This window comes from Rhodococcus sp. IEGM 1307, from assembly GCF_030056915.1.
Taxonomy (GTDB): domain Bacteria; phylum Actinomycetota; class Actinomycetes; order Mycobacteriales; family Mycobacteriaceae; genus Rhodococcus_F; species Rhodococcus_F opacus_D.
Genome location: NZ_JASHKW010000014.1, coordinates 121,371 through 137,438 on the forward strand (window position 1 = coordinate 121,371; position 16,068 = coordinate 137,438).

Here is a 16,068-nt window from a genome sequence, read left to right on the forward strand (position 1 = left end):
CGGGTGACCACGCTCCCGCGCTTCAGGCTTCGATCTGCCGCCGGAATCTTCTGTGGGACGGTGGTGGCGAGCGCGCTCGCCGGGGTGCTGTGGGGAGTCCTCGCACCGCCCGAGCACCTGCTGGTCGTCGCCCCCGACCGCGGGGTGTCGCTGACAGGGGAGAGCGTGCACCGGTTCGATGCGATCGGGATGTTCGCGTGCGCGGGCCTGGTGGTCGGGATCCTCACCGCGGTCGCGGCGTGGACGGCGCGGAGAAGTCGCGGCCCGGTGGCGCTGGGTGCGGTTCTCGCGGGCAGTGTGGTCGGGGCCGGTGTGATGGCGCTGGGTGGAATCGGCGTGGCGGCGCTGCGTTTTCCCGACCCCGACACCTCGACCGCCGGCACGGTCGTGGCGGTCGCGCCAGGGATCGGGACCTTGCTGGTGCTGATCTTCCAGCCCCTCGTCGCCTGCGTCGTGACGTTGGTGCTCGCCGCGCTCAATCCGTACGACGATCTCGGCGTCAGTGGTCCCCCGGTCGAACTCGACGAGCCGGAAGAGCGCGACGCGACGCTTACCTCGTGACCGACGTCCGCATCCGCACGTCCCCGAGGAGGCGCCCGCTGGCGAGAGCGCCGATGCGGCGAGTCGCGAATCGGGTGCTGACCGACGACACCCAGTTCATCAGCCCGGAGACGACGCTCGGCGGGGTGCTGCGCCGGTCCAGGGCGCGCAGGGCTGTCGACACCACCTGATCCGCGGTCTGCATCCGGCCGACGGCGGCGTCCTCGGAGCCGACGACGTCGAAGAACTCGGTGCGGGTGGGGCCCGGGCAGACGGCGAGCACGGTGAGGCCGGTGCCTCGCGCCTCGGCCCACAACGCCTCCGTGAAATTGAGGACGAACGCCTTGGTCGCCCCGTAGACGGCCATGCCGGGAGTCGGCTGGAACGCGGCAGTGCTCGCCACGTTCACGAGTGCGCCGCGTCCCCGGAGCAGGTCGGGCAGGAACGTGTGCGACAGCTCGACGAGGGTGGTGACGTTGAGCTGGATCTCGGAGGTGAGGCGCTCCAGGTCGGCGGAAGCGAAATCTCCGTGCGTCCCGAATCCCGCGTTGTTGATCAGAGAGTCGACGCGGATGTCGCGGGCGGTGAGTTCGCCGCGCAACCGCTCCCCGGCGCCTGGTGTCGCGAGGTCGAACGGGAGCACGGTGACCGAGACGTGGTGCGCGCCGCGGAGCTCGGTGGCGAGTTGTTCGAGCCGGTCGGCGCGGCGGGCGACGAGGACGAGATCTGCACCCCGTCCGGCGAACCGGCGAGCGAATTCGACACCGAGGCCCGCGCTGGCGCCGGTGATGAGGACGGTGGTTCCGGATACGTCGAAGGACATGTCTGCTCCTGGCGGTGGGTGTCCTTCGAATGTAGTCACTGCCATCTATGTAGTCAATGGCAACATTTTGCTAGGCTGGCGGCATGCCCGTCGCCGAACAGCCCTACCACCACGGGAGTCTTCGCCGGGTGCTGCTCGCGCGCGCCGAGAGCACGCTCGAGAAGGACGGCGTCGACGGACTCTCCCTGCGGCAACTCGCCCGCGAGGCCGGGGTCAGCCACGCCGCACCCAGCAAGCACTTCCGCGACCGACAGGCGCTGCTCGACGCACTCGCGGAGTCCGGTTTCCTGCGCCTCACGGCCGCCCTCGAACGCGCGGTCGAGGAGGCGGAACCGCACGCCCGGGCCCGCTTCGCCGCGCTCGCCGGCGCCTACGTGAGCTTCGCACTCGCACACCGGGAGTTGCTGGCCCTGATGTACGGCAACAAGCACGCGCCCGGAGCCGCCTCCCGGGTCGTGGAGGCCGGCCACGCCTCGATGGACCTGACGGTCCGGATCGTCACCGAAGCCCAGGCCGCGGGAGACATCGGGCCCGGGGACGCGTCGCGCATCGCCCTCGTCGCGTTCGCGACGTTCCACGGGATCGCCACCCTCGCCGCCGGCGGAATGCTCGACGGCGCGCCGGTGGACGAAGTCGTCACCACCGCATCGGACACGTTCTGGCGGGGTCTCGCCCAGGCGTGAGGCCGCCTGACGTGCGGGATCAGCTCGGCGGTCGAAGCGCCGCGAACTCGTCCGTCACCCGCAGCGTGGAGTCGGTGAACCGGTAGAGCGCGGCCGGGCGCCCACCGGCGCGGCCCGACGGCGCCGTGTTCCCGGTGGGGGTCAGCACCCCACGTCGTCCGAGGACGCGCTGGAGGTTGGTCGCATCCACCTGGTACCCGAGTGCGGCGCAGTAGATCTCGCGCAGCGTCGACATGGAGAACTCGCCGGGGGCCAAGCCGAACGCAATGTTGGTGTAGGAGAGCTTGGCGGCGAGGCGGGTCCGGGCGTGCCGGACGACGGTGCCGTGGTCGAACGCCATCTCGGGGAGCGCGGACACCGGGTGCCACGCGGTGTCCGGCGGCAGCTGCGGGTCGGCGGGAAGGGGGACGAGTCCGAGGAAGGTCGACGCGATGGTGCGCGGGCCGGGCACGCGATGGGGGTCGCTGAACACCGACAGCTGCTCGAGGTGGGAGACCTCCTGCACGTCCACCTTCTCGGCAAGCTGGCGTCGCGCGGATGTGGTGAGGTCCTCGTCCTCGCGGAGCAGTCCGCCGGGCAGAGACCAGGCGCCCGCCTGGGGGTCGAGGGCCCGTTGCCACAGCAGCACGGCGAGCTCGCCGGCGTGACGCGCATCACCGCCTTGACCTGCGGTGATGTGGTCCGGGAAGTGGCGAACCTGGAACACCGCGGTAAGCACTTCATGCGTGGTGTTACTATTGGGCATGTTTTCGATCCTAAGTCGAAAACCTCGATTGCGGAAACTCGGGCCAGCCCGCCCGAGTTCACGGTGAAGGAGCAAGCCATGACGACCACGACGTTGTGGGCGGGTACCAACCCGCAGATTCAGGACGGTCCCGGCGGTTACGCGGGCGTCGAGGCGAGCGAAGAGTGGGCTGCCGAGATCAAACGGCTGGCGCGTGAGCGGGGAGCGACCCTCCTCGCGCACAACTATCAGTTGCCCGCCATCCAGGACGTGGCCGACCACGTCGGCGACTCCCTCGCGCTCTCGCGCATCGCGGCCGAGGCCCCCGAGGACACCATCGTGTTCTGCGGCGTGCACTTCATGGCCGAGACCGCGAAGATCCTCAGCCCCGCCAAGACGGTGCTGATCCCGGACGAGCGCGCCGGCTGCTCGCTGGCCGACTCGATCAACGCCGATCAGCTGCGTGAGTGGAAGGCGGAGTTCCCCGACGCCGTCGTCGTGTCGTACGTCAACACGACCGCCGAGGTGAAGGGTCTGACGGACATCTGCTGCACGTCGTCCAACGCCGTCGACGTGGTCGCGTCGATCGACCCCGACCGTGAGGTCCTGTTCCTTCCCGACCAGTTCCTCGGCGCACACGTCAAGCGCGTCACCGGCCGCAAGAACATGCAGATCTGGGCGGGTGAGTGCCACGTCCACGCCGGCATCAACGGCGACGAGCTCACCGCGCAGGCCAAGGCGCACCCCGGTGCCGAACTGTTCGTGCACCCCGAATGCGGCTGCGCCACCTCGGCTCTCTACCTGGCCGGTGAAGGGTTCGTGCCCGAGGACAAGGTGAAGATCCTGTCGACGGGCGGGATGCTCGACGCCGCCCGCGCGACCGGGGCCAAGCAGGTTCTCGTGGCCACCGAGGTCGGAATGCTGCACCAGCTGCGCAAGGCCGCACCGGAGGTCGACTTCCAGGCCGTCAACGACCGCGCGTCCTGCCCGTACATGAAGATGATCACCCCCGCGGCCCTGCTCCGCTGCCTGCTCGAGGGCAAGGACGAGGTTCACGTCGATCTCGCGACCGCGGAGCGTGCCCGCAAGTCGGTGCAGCGCATGATCGAGATCGGAAACCCGGGCGGCGGCGAGTGAGCAGCCCGGCCCGGGGGATTTCCTGGGAAGAGCACGCCGACCTCGTGGTCGTGGGCGGTGGGGTGGCCGGACTGACGGCCGCCCGCACCGCCTCGCTGCGCGGACTGACCGTGCTCACCGTCAGCAAGGGCGGGGCGACGGACACGGCGACGCAGTATGCGCAGGGCGGTATCGCGGTGGTGGGTGACGCCGTCACCGATTCGGTGGACTCGCATGTCGCCGACACGTGCGAGGCCGGGGTGGGCCTGTGCGACGAGGACGCCGTGCGGTCGATCGTCGCGGGCGGCCGTGATGCCGTGGCCGCGTTGACCGACCTGGGCGCGGTGTTCGACCGCGGCCGCGACGGCGCCGTCTCGCGCACCCGCGAGGGCGGGCACAGCACCCGGCGGATCATTCACGCCGGCGGGGACGCCACGGGCGCCGAGGTGCAGCGTGCCCTGGGTGCCGCCGGGCTTCCGGTCCTGTTCGACAGTTGCGCCGTACGGGTACTCACCGATGCGCGCGGCGTCACCGGCGTGCTCGTGGATTCGCCGCGCGGACTCGGCGTCGTTCACACACCGGCCGTCCTCCTGGCCACCGGCGGACTCGGGCAGCTGTACGCCTGCAGCACCAATCCGCCCGGAGCCACCGCCGACGGCGTCGCTCTCGCGCTGGACGCAGGCGCGGCCGTCGCCGATCTCGAGTTCGTGCAGTTCCACCCGACCGTCCTGTTCACCCCCGGCGGTCTCGGACGGCGTCCGCTGATCAGCGAGGCCGTCCGCGGCGAGGGGGCGATCCTCGTCGACGCCAACGGCGAATCGGTGACCGCGGGTGTGCATCCGCGCGGCGACCTCGCCCCCCGCGACGTCGTGTCGCGGGCGATCGCGTCGAGGCTTCGGGAACTGGGTCACGACCACGTCTACCTCGACGCGCGTCACCTGTCCGGCTTCGCGCAGCGGTTCCCGACCGTGACGGCCTCGTGCCTGGAAGCCGGGATCGACCCGCGCGAACAGCTGATCCCGGTCGCGCCCGCCGCGCACTACGCGTGCGGCGGAGTGGTCACCGACGTCGACGGGCGCACCGCCGTCCCCGGCCTCTACGCCGCGGGCGAGGTGGCCCGCACCGGGCTGCACGGAGCGAACCGGCTGGCCTCCAACAGTCTTCTCGAAGGCCTGGTGGTCGGCGAGCGGGTCGGCGCCGCGGGCGTCGAACGCGCCGGCCTCCGCGTCGAGGCAACCGACCCCGAGCGGCGTGCCCGGCCGTCCGCACCGCGGGAACTGGTGCAGCAGTTGATGACCGCCAACGCCTCCGTCGTCCGGGACGGCACCGGACTCGAGGCGGTGGCCGCCGCCCTGGCCGGCGCGACGCGCACGGTGCCCGAGGGTGAGACCGCGCTCGAAGACGCCGCGCTGACCCTGACGGCGTCCGCACTGGTACTCGCTGCCGCGGCGCGGACCGAAAGTCGTGGATGCCACACCCGCAGCGACTACCCGCAGACGTCCGACGAGTGGCGCCGCAGCACGCACGTGCGTCTGCGCGACGGCGAACTCGAGCTTCTCGAACCCCAACTGACAGGAGTGCTGTGATGTCCGACCATGTCCTTCCCGACGGTCTGGACGCGGACGAGGTGCGTGCGCTCGTGCGTCTCGCCCTGGACGAGGACCTGCGGTACGGACCGGACGTGACGTCGTCGTCCACGGTCCCGGCCGACGCGGTGGCCAAGGCGTCCGTGGTCTCCCGCGCGCACGGCACCGTCGCCGGCCTCGACGTGGGACTGCTGGTGCTCGACGAGGTGATCGGGGCGGGCCGCTACCAGGTTCTCGACCGGGTCGCCGACGGTGCCCGGGTCGCGCCCGGCCAGGCCGTGCTGACGGTCACCGCGCCCACGCAGGGTTTGCTCACCGCGGAGCGGACGATGCTCAATCTGGTGTGCCACCTGTCCGGCATCGCCACGGCGACGTCCGCCTGGGTGGACGCGGTCGAGGGCACCGGCGCGAAGATCCGCGACAGTCGCAAGACGCTGCCGGGACTGCGCGGCCTGCAGAAGTACGCCGTCCGGGTGGGCGGCGGGGTCAATCACCGCATGGGGCTCGGCGACGCGGCACTGATCAAGGACAACCACGTCGCGGCCGCCGGTTCGGTGGTGGCGGCGCTGCGGGCGGTGCGCGCGGCGGCACCGGACATCGAGTGCGAGGTGGAGGTCGACAGCCTCGAGCAACTCGACGAGGTGCTGGCCGAGAACGTCGAACTGGTGCTGCTCGACAACTTCCCGCTCTGGCAGACGCAGATCGCCGTGCAACGCCGTGACGCGAACGCCCCCGGCACCAAGCTGGAGTCGTCGGGCGGTCTCACGCTGGACGTCGCGGCCGAGTACGCCGGAACCGGAGTCGACTACCTCGCGGTCGGTGCGCTCACCCATTCCGTCACCGTGCTGGATCTCGGCCTCGACATGTGACCCCACCCGTGAGTACTTATCAACCGCCCGCGGTTGATAAGTACTCACGGGTCAGACGGCGCGGCGCACCGTCGCCAGGAACGTGGCCGCGACGAAGAACAATCCGGAGAACGTCCGGTTGGTCGCGCGCTGCTGGCGTGGTGACCGCATCAGCCGCAGGACCTTCGACGCCAGCCCGGTGTAGCCGGTCATGACGACGACATCGACCGCGATCATGGTGGCGGCGATGATCAGGTACTGGGGGAGCAGGGGCGCCGACGGGGTGATGAACTGTGGGAGCACCGCGAGCATGAAGACGACGGCCTTCGGGTTGCTGGCATTGACCAGGAAGCCGCGCAGGGTCATCGCGGGACCGCTGGTCTCGGCGACCTGGCCGTCGACGCCGGACACGTCGGTCGCACTCGCCCGCCACTGGCGGATGCCGAGATACACCAGGTACGCGACGCCGAACCACTTGATCACCGAGAAGGCGAGTGTCGAGTTCGCGAGCAGCGCCCCGAGTCCGGCGGCGACCACCGCGATCTGCAGCAGCAACCCCAGCTGGAGACCCGCGATGTTCCAGTAGCCCCGACGCAACCCGAACCGCATCCCCGTGGCCATCGACGCGATCGCGCCGGCCCCCGGGGACAGACTGATCACGCACGAGGCCCCGAGCACTGCACACCACATCTGCCACGACACCACGTGATGGTACGTCGCGCCCCGGGCGGCACCCGTTCTACGGGGGATCGGTGCAGCTGAGGGGCGGATTCACGAGGGAACAGAGTGCGGCAGGGCGTTCGGGTCCGTAGCCGGGCGGGAGCCCGTTCGCGACGAGGTCCCCGTAGGTGGTCACCGCATCGGTCGGTCGGCGGGTGAGGGTGGGATCGGTCAGCGCGTCGACGGTGAACAGGCCGAACCGGGGACGGTACGTGCCCCACTCGTAGTTGTCGGTGATCGACCAGTAGTTGTATCCGATCACCGGGGCGCCGTCCGCGCGTGCCCGCTCCAGCCAGTAGACGTGATCGCGGAGATGATCGGACCGCGTGTAGCCGTCCGGGCGCGGTGTCCCGTCGTCGGTGGGCATGCCGTTCTCCACGACGTACAGCGGTAGTCCCGGAAATTTTCCGGTGTACCGCATCAGGGCGTGGTAGATGCCGTCCGGTTGGGGGTTGATGTCGTAGAAGGCGTCGGTGACCGCATGTGCCGCGGTGAGGTTGTCGGGGGAGAGGCCGTAGTAGTAGTCGACGCCGAGGAAGTCGAGCTTGTCGCGGATCCTGTCGACGAAGGTGGCGTCGAGCGCGTCCATGGCGGCCGGGACGTATGCGAGATTGCTGCTCACCCGGGCGCCGGGGTCGTTTTCGTGGATCAGGTCGTAGGCGCGGCGGTGGACCTCGACGAGCCGGTCGAGCATCTGCGGGGCCCGGTCGGGGGTGATGCCACCGAACGTCAGCTCCTTCTGCACGTACACGGTCGGTTCGTTGATCGTGATCCAGAGCGCACCGAGACCGGAATAGCGCTCGATCACTTTCTGCGCGTTCGCGAGCCAGTCGTCGACGGTGTCCGGGTCGGCCCAGCCGCCCTGATCGGCGACCCACCCCGGATACACCCAGTGGTCGAGGGTGATCATCGGGGTCATGCCGCGGCTGGTGATCTCGTGGACGACGTCGTCGTAGTACCGCAGTTCGGTCTCGTCCCACACGCCCGGGGCGGGCTGCAGGCGGGCCCATTCGACGCCGAATCGGAAGACGTCGACACCCAGGTCCGCGGCGCGGGCGATGTCCTCGGTGTACCGGTGACGGAAGTCGACCGAGTTGCCGATCGCGTCGTGGGTCCGTCCGGAGTCGGAATACCGCCGCCAGTTGCTGTCGGGTGAGGAACCCTCCGATTGGAACCCGGACGTCGCCACGCCCCACAGGAAGTCGTCGGGGAGAGGGGCGGCGTGCGCCGCGGTCGCGGGCGCCAGCAAGCACAGCAGGACCGCGCCGGCGCCCAGGAGTCGCGAGGGAGTCCGCATCGGCCGAAGAGTAGCGGAAACGCTGTCCCGAGTGCGCCGATTGGGTGATACTGGTGAGTAGGACTACCCGCCAGTAGGAGGCGCGTCATGGTCGATACCTCAGCTCCGAAGGTCACCGAGGAAGAAGCACGAGCGGTCGCGGAGGAGGCGAGGGAATCCGGCTGGGACAAACCCTCCTTCGCGAAAGAACTGTTTCTGGGACGGTTCCGGCTGGATCTGGTTCATCCCTTCCCCCGCCCGGCCACCGAGGACGCCGCCAAGGCCGAGGAATTCCTCATTCGCCTCCGCGCCTACTGCGAGGAGATGGACGGCAGCGTCATCGAGTCCCAGTCGCGCATTCCCGACGAATACGTCCGCGGTCTCGCCGACCTCGGGTGCTTCGGCCTGAAGATCTCGGAGGAGTACGGCGGCCTCGGACTCTCGCAGGTCGCGTACAACCGGGCCTTGATGCTCGTCGCCTCGGTGCATCCGAGCCTGGGCGCCCTGTTGTCCGCGCATCAATCGATCGGCGTCCCCGAACCGCTCAAGCTGGCCGGCACTCCCGAGCAGAAGCGCGAGTTCCTGCCGCGCTGCGCCCGCGGCGCCATCTCCGCCTTCCTCCTCACCGAACCCGACGTCGGTTCCGACCCCGCGCGGCTGGCGTCCTCCGCGACCCCCATCGAGGGCGGTGCCGCCTACGAGCTCGACGGCGTGAAGCTGTGGACGACCAACGGCGTCGTCGCCGAACTGCTCGTCGTCATGGCGCGGGTACCCAAGAGCGAAGGCCACCGCGGCGGCATCTCCGCCTTCGTCGTCGAGGCCGACACCCCGGGCATCACCGTCGAACGGCGCAACGCGTTCATGGGACTGCGGGGGATCGAGAACGGCGTCACCCGCATGTACAAGGTTCGCGTCCCGGCCGAGAACCTGATCGGCCGGGAAGGCGACGGACTCAAGATCGCGCTCACCACCCTCAACGCCGGCAGGCTGGCGATTCCGGCGATGTGCGCCGGGGCCGGGAAGTGGTCGCTGAAGATCGCCCGCGAATGGTCGGGCGTCCGCGTCCAGTGGGGCAAGCCGATCGCCGAGCACACTGCCGTCGCCAACAAACTGTCATTCATGGCCGCGACCACGTATGCCCTCGAGGCCGTGGTGGACCTGTCGGCGCAGATGAACGACGAGGGTCGCAACGACATCCGGATCGAGGCGGCGCTCGCCAAGTTGTGGTCGTCCGAGATGGCCTGCGTCATCTCCGACGAGCTGATCCAGGTCCGCGGCGGCCGCGGATACGAGACGGCGGCGTCGCTGGCCGCCCGCGGTGAACGCGCGGTGCCGGTGGAGCAGCTGGACCGCGACCTGCGCATCAACCGGATCTTCGAGGGCTCGAGCGAGATCATGCGGCTGCTGGTCGCGCGCGAGGCCGTGGACGCGCACCTCACGGCGGCGGGCGATCTCGCGGACCCGCACGCCGACACCGGTGCGAAGGCCCGCGCGGCCGCCAAGGCGAGCGGTTTCTACGCGAAGTGGCTGCCGCAACTCGTGGCAGGCAAGGGGCAGGTGCCGACGTCATACAGCGAATTCGGCGTCCTGGCCAAGCACCTGCGGTTCGTCGAACGGCACTCCCGCAAGCTGGCCCGCTCCACGTTCTACGGGATGGCCCGGTGGCAGGCGGCGCTGGAGAAGCAGCAGGGCTTCCTCGGCCGGGTCGTGGACATCGGCGCCGAACTGTTCGCGATGTCCGCCACGTGCGTCAAGGCGGAGATGCAGCGCGAGGAGAACGAGGCCGAGGGTGCGGCCGCCTACGAACTCGCCGACGTGTTCTGCCGGCAGGCGGCGCTGCGGGTCGAGAAACTGTTCGACGGTCTGTGGCACAACACCGACGACGTGGACAAGCAGGTCGCGCACTCGATCCTCGAGGGACGGTATGCGTGGCTGGAGCGGGGAGTGGTCGACCCCAGCGAAGGCACCGGTCCGTGGATCACCGAGTGGACCCCCGGCGCCTCCACCGAGGAAAACCTGGCGAGGAGGTTCCTGCACTCCACCCGCCTCTAGGCCCTCGGGTTCGGCGCCCCGGCTCGGCGGTACCCTCCGAGGAGACGCGCACACCAGCGTGGCACCCGCCTGCGTTCTCGGACGCGGGCGGGACGAGCCGAGGGAACACCAGTGCGTAGCTTCATGTGTCGCAAATGCGGCCAACGACTGTCGTTCGAGAACAGTCTCTGCCTGAAATGTGACAGCGCCCTGGGATTCCACCTGCCGAGCCGGTCCATCGTCGTCCTCGACGGCGCCGACCGGGCGGAGGTGGACGGCGAAACCTGGGTGCGGTGCGCGAATGCCGGCACGGCGAAGTGCAACTGGCTCGTCCGGAACGACGACGTCCAGAGCCTGTGCACGTCGTGCCGGTTGACGCGGACGCGTCCCGCGGATGGTGACGACGAGGGCATAGCCGCGTTCGCGACCGCCGAGACCAACAAGAGGCGGGTCGTTCTCGAACTCGACGAGCTCGGTCTCCCGATCGTCCCCAAGTTCGAGGACCCGGGCACCGGGCTGGCCTTCGACCTGCTGTCGAGCGCACGGACCCGGGTGGTGACCGGGCACGCCGGCGGGGTGATCACCCTCGACCTGGCCGAGGGCGACGACGTGCACCGGGAACAGCTGCGCGTCGAGATGGACGAGCCCTATCGCACGCTCGTCGGCCATTTCCGGCACGAGATCGGGCACTACTACCAGGTGATGCTGATCCGGGGCGACGACGAGCGCGCCCGGTTCGAGGAACTGTTCGGGGATCCGGACGTCGACTACCAGGCCGCGCTGAAACGCCACTACCGCGAGGGTGCGCCGAAGGGCTGGGGCCGACTCTTCGTGTCGTCCTACGCCACGATGCACCCCGCCGAGGACTGGGCGGAGACCTTCGCGCACTACCTGCACATCCGCGATGCCCTGGACACGGCGGCAGCCTTCGCGATGGCGCCCGCCGGGGCGACGACGAGCAGCGAACTCAGCGGTGACGTGGGGTTCGATCAGATCATCGACTGGTGGCTGCCGCTGTCGTGGGCGCTCAACCAGCTGAACAGGTCGATGGGCCACCACGACCTGTATCCGTTCGTGCTTCCGGCCGCGGTGCTGGAGAAGATGCGGTTCATCCACTCCCTGATCCAGCCCGCCCCGGCGTGGGACGAGCCGGCACCGGTGCCGGCGGAAACCCGGTCGGCCGCCGACCGGTGAAAATGGGGTGCGCCTATCCTGGATAATCGGTGTCGAGCCCTGTTCTCCGCGAACAGTCCGCTCGTCCGAGACACCGTGTCCCGACAGTCGCAGAGAGGACCTCTCATGCTCGCCCGCACCGACCTTCGTGGTCGTACCCCTTCCACGGCCGAACTTCGCGCCGCACTTCCTCGAGGTGGAGTGGATGTGGACGCGGTCCTGCATCAGGTTCGCCCCGTCGTCGAGGCGGTCCGGGAGCGCGGCGCCGACGCAGCGCTCGAGTTCAGCGAGAAGTTCGACGGCGTCCGTCCCGCGCAGGTGCGAGTGCCGCAGTCCGAGTTGGACCGCGCGCTCGGCGAACTCGATCCGGCCGTCCGCGCCGCCCTCGAGGTCGCGATCGAACGCACCCGCAAGGTCCACGCCGACCAGCGCCGCACCGACACCACCACCGAGGTCGTCCCGGGCGGCACCGTCACCGAACGGTGGGTGCCCGTCGACCGCGTCGGGCTGTACGTCCCCGGCGGCAACGCCGTCTACCCGTCCAGCGTCGTGATGAACGTGGTCCCGGCGCAGGCCGCCGGTGTCCGGTCCCTCGTGGTGGCGTCGCCGCCGCAGTCCGAGTTCGGTGGTCTGCCGCACCCGACGATCCTCGCCGCGGCCGCCCTGCTCGGCGTCGACGAGGTGTGGGCCGTCGGCGGCGGTCAGGCCGTCGCCCTCCTCGCCTACGGCGGCACCGACACGAACGGCGCCGAACTCGCCCCCGTCGACCTCATCACCGGCCCCGGCAACATCTACGTCACGGCCGCCAAGCGCCTCTGCCGCGGACTCGTCGGCATCGACGCCGAGGCGGGCCCCACCGAGATCGCGATCCTCGCCGACCACACGGCCGACCCGGTGCACGTCGCCGCGGACATGATCAGCCAGGCCGAGCACGACGTGATGGCCGCGAGCGTGCTCGTCACATCCAGCGTCGAACTCGCCGACGCCGTCGACACGGCGCTGGCCGCGCAGCTCGAGATCACCAAGCACAAGGAGCGCGTCACCGCCGCGCTGTCCGGCACGCAGTCGGGCACCGTCCTGGTCTCCGACGTCGAGGCCGGGCTGCGGGTGGTCAACGCATACGCCGCCGAGCACCTCGAGATCCAGACCGAGAACGCCACCGCCGTCGCCGCGAAAGTGACCAGTGCGGGCGCGGTGTTCGTCGGCCCGTGGGCGCCGGTCAGCCTCGGCGACTACTGCGCCGGGTCCAACCACGTCCTGCCCACCGCGGGCTGCGCCCGGCACTCCTCGGGTCTGAGCGTGCAGACGTTCCTGCGCGGCATCCACGTGGTCGACTACTCCGAATCGGCGCTGAAGGAGGTCTCCGGCCACGTCATCACCCTCGCGAACGCCGAGGACCTGCCCGCGCACGGTGAGGCCGTGCGGCTGCGGTTCGAGGCGCTGCGGTGACCGCGGCGAATGTGCCGGGTTCGTCGATCGGGGTGGACGCCCTGCCGATCCGGGAGAATCTGCGTGGCAAGTCGGCGTACGGGGCGCCGCAGCTGACCGTCCCGGTTCAGCTGAACACCAACGAGAACCCGCACCCGCCCACGAAGGCGCTCGTCGACGACGTCGCCGAGTCCGTGCGGGAGGCCGCGCGGGAACTGCACCGCTACCCGGATCGTGATGCGGTGGCACTGCGCACCGACCTCGCCGCGTACCTCGTCCGCCAGACGGGGGTGCCGGTGACGGTCGACAACGTGTGGGCGGCCAACGGGTCCAACGAGATCCTGCAGCAGCTGCTGCAGGCGTTCGGCGGTCCCGGTCGCAGCGCGATGGGCTTCGTGCCGTCGTATTCGATGCACCCGATCATCGCGGACGGCACCGAGACCGAGTGGCTGCCGATCTTCCGGCGCGCCGACTTCGCGCTCGACGTGGACGCCGCGACCGCGGCGATCACCGAGCGCAGGCCCGACGTCGTGTTCGTCACCAGTCCCAACAACCCGACCGGGCACAGCGTCGGCATCGCGGAACTGCGCCGGGTCCTCGACGCCGCACCGGGCATCGTGATCGTCGACGAGGCGTACGCCGAATTCTCCGACGCGCCCAGCGCTCTGACGTTGATCGACGAGTACCCGTCGAAGCTGGTGGTGTCGCGGACGATGAGCAAGGCGTTCGCGTTCGCCGGTGGCCGGCTCGGATACCTCGCGGCCGCACCGGCATTCATCGAGGCGCTGCTCCTGGTCCGGCTGCCGTATCACCTGTCGGTGGTCACGCAGGCCGCTGCCCGCGCGGCGCTGCGGCACGCGAACGAGACGCTCGCCAGCGTGCACGCGCTCGCCACGGAGCGGGTGCGGGTGTCGAAGGCATTGGAGGACGCGGGGTTTAGCGTCATCCCCAGCGACGCGAACTTCATCCTGTTCGGTGAGTTCACCGACAGTGCCCACGCCTGGCAGGCCTACCTCGACCGCGGAGTGCTCATCCGGGACGTCGGCATCCCCGGTTACCTGCGCGCCACCGTCGGTCTGGCCTCCGAGAACGACGCCTTCATCGTGGCGAGCGACGAGATCGCCGCCACCGAACTCACCAGCTCAGGAGACCGAGGATGACCGACCGCATCGCCCGCGTGGAGCGCACCACCAAGGAATCCAGCATCACCGTCGAACTGAACCTCGACGGCACCGGCATCGTCGACGTCTCCACCGGGGTCCCGTTCTTCGATCACATGCTGACCGCGCTCGGCTCCCACGCGAGTTTCGACCTCACCGTCCACGCGAAGGGCGACATCGAGATCGAGGCGCACCACACGGTGGAGGACACGTCGATCGTGCTCGGCCAGGCGCTCGGTCAGGCGCTCGGCGACAAGAAGGGCATCCGCCGGTTCGGTGACGCGTTCATCCCCATGGACGAGACGCTCGCCCACGCATCGGTCGACGTGTCCGGTCGTCCGTACTGCGTCCACACCGGCGAACCCGAACACCTGCTGCACGCCGTCATCGGCGGCTACCCGGGCGTGCCGTACGCGACGGTGATCAACCGGCACGTGTTCGAGTCGATCGCGCTCAACGCGCGTATCGCCCTGCACGTGCGGGTGCTCTACGGACGCGATCAGCACCACATCACCGAGGCCGAGTTCAAGGCCGTCGCCCGCGCACTGCGCGAGGCGGTCGAACCGGATCCCCGCGTCACGGGTGTGCCGTCCACCAAGGGCAGCCTGTGATCCGGGCGCATTCGTGAGTGTCGTCCTCGTCTACGTCCTGTTCATCGCCGCGGGGATCGCGGCGGGCGGGGCGTACTCCATGTGGAAGTTCAACAAACTGGCCTCGGGCGTGCTGCTGGCACTGGCGGTGCTGGCAGCCGTGGCAGGCGTTCTCAGGTTGATGTAGTGCCCGTCGCAGTGGAGCCGCGCCGCGGCCTGCTCCGCACCCGCGGCATGCCCGCCGCGATGGTGATGGGCGCGGCGGCGTTCGGCGGCTGGGCGGTGCTGCTGCCCGTGGTGCCGCTGATCGTCTCGCTGTCCGGTGGCTCCGACACGCTCGCCGGCAGCGTGACGGCCGTGTTCATGGCCGCGACCGTGATCACCCAACTCGGTGTGCCCCGGCTCCTGCGCAGGTGGGGGCATCGCTGGGTGCTCGCCGCCGGCTGCATGCTGCTCGGGCCGCCGTCGCTGCTCCTCCTCCTGTCGACCGAGGCGATCCCGGTGCTGGCCGTGTCTGCCGTCCGGGGATCGGGCTTCGGCATGCTCACCGTCGCCAGCAGTGCGCTGGTCGCCGAACTCGTTCCCCGCGAGATGCTCGGCCGCGCGACGGGTGCGCAGGGTATCGCGGTGGCCGCCGCGCAGATGGTCGGGCTGCCCGCGGGGCTCGCGATCATGCAGCACTGGTCCGCGACCCCCGTCTTCGTGATCGGCGCCCTCATTCCCGCCTTCGCGGTGCTCGCGATCACGCGCCTCCCCGCGATCCACGCCCCCGCGGATCGCACGTCGCAGGGCCGCATCCCGCTCGCCGTCCTACTCACGCCGTGGCTCGCGATCGCGATCTCCGCGGCCGCGTTCGGCGGCCTGTCCAGCCTGCTGCCCATCGCGATCTCGGAGCGGGCCTCGCTCGCCGGGGTGACCCTCGCCGTCTCGAGCGGTGCGACGCTGATCGGGCGATACGCCGCGGGATCGTTCTCCGACCGGCTGGGGGTGGGCCGCGCCCTGGTTCCCGCCCTGACGTTCGTGTGCCTCGGTCTGGTGCTGTTCGCCGTCGCGGCGGCGACGAGTGCGCCGGTGCCGTTGCTGGTGTGCGCGGCCCTGGCCTTCGGATTCGGATTCGGGGCGGTGCAGAACGAATCCCTCGTCATGATCTTCACCGCCGCGGGACCGGCCCGATTCGGCTCGGCGAGCGCCGGATGGAACATCGGGTTCGACGCCGGAACCGGTTTCGGTTCCCTGGCGCTCGGAGCTGTCGCGTCGGCGGCCGGGTACTCCTGGGTGTTCGCGGTCGCGGCGACGGCCGTCGCGGTGGTCCCGGCCGCCGGGATGGTCGTCGGCCGCGCCCTCGGGCGTCGTGCAGCCGCCGGATAAGG

At 70.1% G+C, this 16,068-nt stretch carries 16 protein-coding genes; 12 read left to right on the forward strand and 4 right to left on the reverse strand.

What is annotated here, in order from left to right; all coding sequences use genetic code 11:
• Positions 1–3: 3 nt before the first annotated feature.
• Entirely contained in the window at positions 4–561 is a 558-nt protein-coding gene (locus QM841_RS25895) for a DUF2567 domain-containing protein (protein WP_283334292.1), read from the forward strand.
• Here the strand turns inward: QM841_RS25895 and QM841_RS25900 are convergent.
• Positions 551–1,363: an SDR family NAD(P)-dependent oxidoreductase gene (locus QM841_RS25900; RefSeq protein ID WP_283334293.1), complete on the reverse strand. Its 813-nt coding sequence runs from the start codon at positions 1,361–1,363 to the stop codon at positions 551–553. The genes QM841_RS25895 and QM841_RS25900 overlap by 11 nt on opposite strands.
• A gap of 83 nt (positions 1,364–1,446) precedes the next feature.
• Between QM841_RS25900 and QM841_RS25905 the strand changes: the two genes are divergently transcribed.
• A complete protein-coding gene (locus QM841_RS25905; RefSeq protein ID WP_283334294.1) occupies positions 1,447–2,046 on the forward strand; it encodes a TetR/AcrR family transcriptional regulator in 600 nt (199 codons plus the stop codon).
• Between the two features lie 19 nt (positions 2,047–2,065).
• Here the strand turns inward: QM841_RS25905 and QM841_RS25910 are convergent, their stop codons facing one another.
• On the reverse strand, positions 2,066–2,791 hold the full coding sequence (locus QM841_RS25910) for an NUDIX hydrolase (protein ID WP_283334295.1): 726 nt from the start codon (positions 2,789–2,791) through the stop codon (positions 2,066–2,068).
• A gap of 78 nt (positions 2,792–2,869) precedes the next feature.
• On the opposite strand from QM841_RS25910, the gene nadA reads away from it, so the two are divergent.
• The 3 genes from nadA to nadC are packed head-to-tail and all read left to right on the forward strand — an operon-like array spanning position 2,870 to position 6,341.
• Positions 2,870–3,907 carry a quinolinate synthase NadA gene (nadA, locus tag QM841_RS25915; protein ID WP_005247541.1) on the forward strand — a complete coding sequence of 346 codons (1,038 nt, stop codon included), beginning with the start codon at positions 2,870–2,872 and terminating at the stop codon, positions 3,905–3,907.
• Positions 3,904–5,472 (forward strand): L-aspartate oxidase, encoded by a 1,569-nt coding sequence (locus QM841_RS25920; RefSeq protein WP_283334296.1) that lies wholly within the window; start codon positions 3,904–3,906, stop codon positions 5,470–5,472. The genes nadA and QM841_RS25920 overlap by 4 nt, the downstream gene beginning before the upstream one ends.
• Positions 5,472–6,341, forward strand: a complete 870-nt coding sequence (gene nadC, locus QM841_RS25925) for a carboxylating nicotinate-nucleotide diphosphorylase (RefSeq protein WP_283334297.1) — start codon at positions 5,472–5,474, stop codon at positions 6,339–6,341. The genes QM841_RS25920 and nadC overlap by 1 nt, the downstream gene beginning before the upstream one ends.
• A gap of 51 nt (positions 6,342–6,392) precedes the next feature.
• On the opposite strand, the gene QM841_RS25930 is transcribed toward nadC, so the two are convergent.
• Both QM841_RS25930 and QM841_RS25935 read right to left on the reverse strand, forming a co-directional pair.
• A complete protein-coding gene (locus QM841_RS25930; RefSeq protein ID WP_283334298.1) occupies positions 6,393–7,022 on the reverse strand; it encodes a LysE family transporter in 630 nt (209 codons plus the stop codon).
• Positions 7,023–7,059: 37 nt separating this feature from the next.
• Complete coding sequence (locus QM841_RS25935; protein WP_283334299.1) at positions 7,060–8,337, reverse strand: glycoside hydrolase family 1 protein; 1,278 nt, start codon at positions 8,335–8,337, stop codon at positions 7,060–7,062.
• Positions 8,338–8,424: 87 nt separating this feature from the next.
• On the opposite strand from QM841_RS25935, the gene QM841_RS25940 reads away from it, so the two are divergent.
• From QM841_RS25940 to QM841_RS25970, 7 genes are all read left to right on the forward strand, one after another.
• Positions 8,425–10,368 (forward strand): acyl-CoA dehydrogenase family protein, encoded by a 1,944-nt coding sequence (locus QM841_RS25940; protein WP_105413685.1) that lies wholly within the window; start codon positions 8,425–8,427, stop codon positions 10,366–10,368.
• A gap of 111 nt (positions 10,369–10,479) precedes the next feature.
• On the forward strand, positions 10,480–11,541 hold the full coding sequence (locus QM841_RS25945) for a zinc-binding metallopeptidase family protein (protein WP_283334300.1): 1,062 nt from the start codon (positions 10,480–10,482) through the stop codon (positions 11,539–11,541).
• Between the two features lie 105 nt (positions 11,542–11,646).
• The gene (gene hisD / locus QM841_RS25950) at positions 11,647–12,969 is read left to right on the forward strand and encodes a histidinol dehydrogenase (RefSeq protein ID WP_283334301.1); all 1,323 of its coding nucleotides are present in this window, start codon (positions 11,647–11,649) and stop codon (positions 12,967–12,969) included.
• Positions 12,966–14,108, forward strand: coding sequence for a histidinol-phosphate transaminase (locus QM841_RS25955; protein ID WP_283334302.1), 1,143 nt, complete (start codon positions 12,966–12,968; stop codon positions 14,106–14,108). Before hisD ends, QM841_RS25955 begins: the two co-directional genes overlap by 4 nt.
• Positions 14,105–14,719 carry an imidazoleglycerol-phosphate dehydratase HisB gene (gene hisB, locus QM841_RS25960; protein ID WP_005247522.1) on the forward strand — a complete coding sequence of 205 codons (615 nt, stop codon included), beginning with the start codon at positions 14,105–14,107 and terminating at the stop codon, positions 14,717–14,719. Before QM841_RS25955 ends, hisB begins: the two co-directional genes overlap by 4 nt.
• A gap of 13 nt (positions 14,720–14,732) precedes the next feature.
• Positions 14,733–14,885, forward strand: a complete 153-nt coding sequence (locus tag QM841_RS25965; protein ID WP_007297398.1) for a CG2302 family histidine operon protein — start codon at positions 14,733–14,735, stop codon at positions 14,883–14,885.
• Positions 14,885–16,066, forward strand: coding sequence for an MFS transporter (locus tag QM841_RS25970; protein WP_283334303.1), 1,182 nt, complete (start codon positions 14,885–14,887; stop codon positions 16,064–16,066). Before QM841_RS25965 ends, QM841_RS25970 begins: the two co-directional genes overlap by 1 nt.
• Positions 16,067–16,068 lie beyond the last annotated feature (2 nt).

Coding starts and splice junctions, on each gene's coding strand:
- QM841_RS25900 (WP_283334293.1), bottom strand. CDS start 1,363: ATGTCCTTCGACGTATCCGGAACCACCGTCCTCATCACCGGCGCCAGC.
- QM841_RS25905 (WP_283334294.1), top strand. CDS start 1,447: ATGCCCGTCGCCGAACAGCCCTACCACCACGGGAGTCTTCGCCGGGTG.
- QM841_RS25910 (WP_283334295.1), bottom strand. CDS start 2,791: ATGCCCAATAGTAACACCACGCATGAAGTGCTTACCGCGGTGTTCCAG.
- nadA (WP_005247541.1), top strand. CDS start 2,870: ATGACGACCACGACGTTGTGGGCGGGTACCAACCCGCAGATTCAGGAC.
- nadC (WP_283334297.1), top strand. CDS start 5,472: ATGTCCGACCATGTCCTTCCCGACGGTCTGGACGCGGACGAGGTGCGT.
- QM841_RS25935 (WP_283334299.1), bottom strand. CDS start 8,337: ATGCGGACTCCCTCGCGACTCCTGGGCGCCGGCGCGGTCCTGCTGTGC.
- QM841_RS25940 (WP_105413685.1), top strand. CDS start 8,425: ATGGTCGATACCTCAGCTCCGAAGGTCACCGAGGAAGAAGCACGAGCG.
- hisD (WP_283334301.1), top strand. CDS start 11,647: ATGCTCGCCCGCACCGACCTTCGTGGTCGTACCCCTTCCACGGCCGAA.
- hisB (WP_005247522.1), top strand. CDS start 14,105: ATGACCGACCGCATCGCCCGCGTGGAGCGCACCACCAAGGAATCCAGC.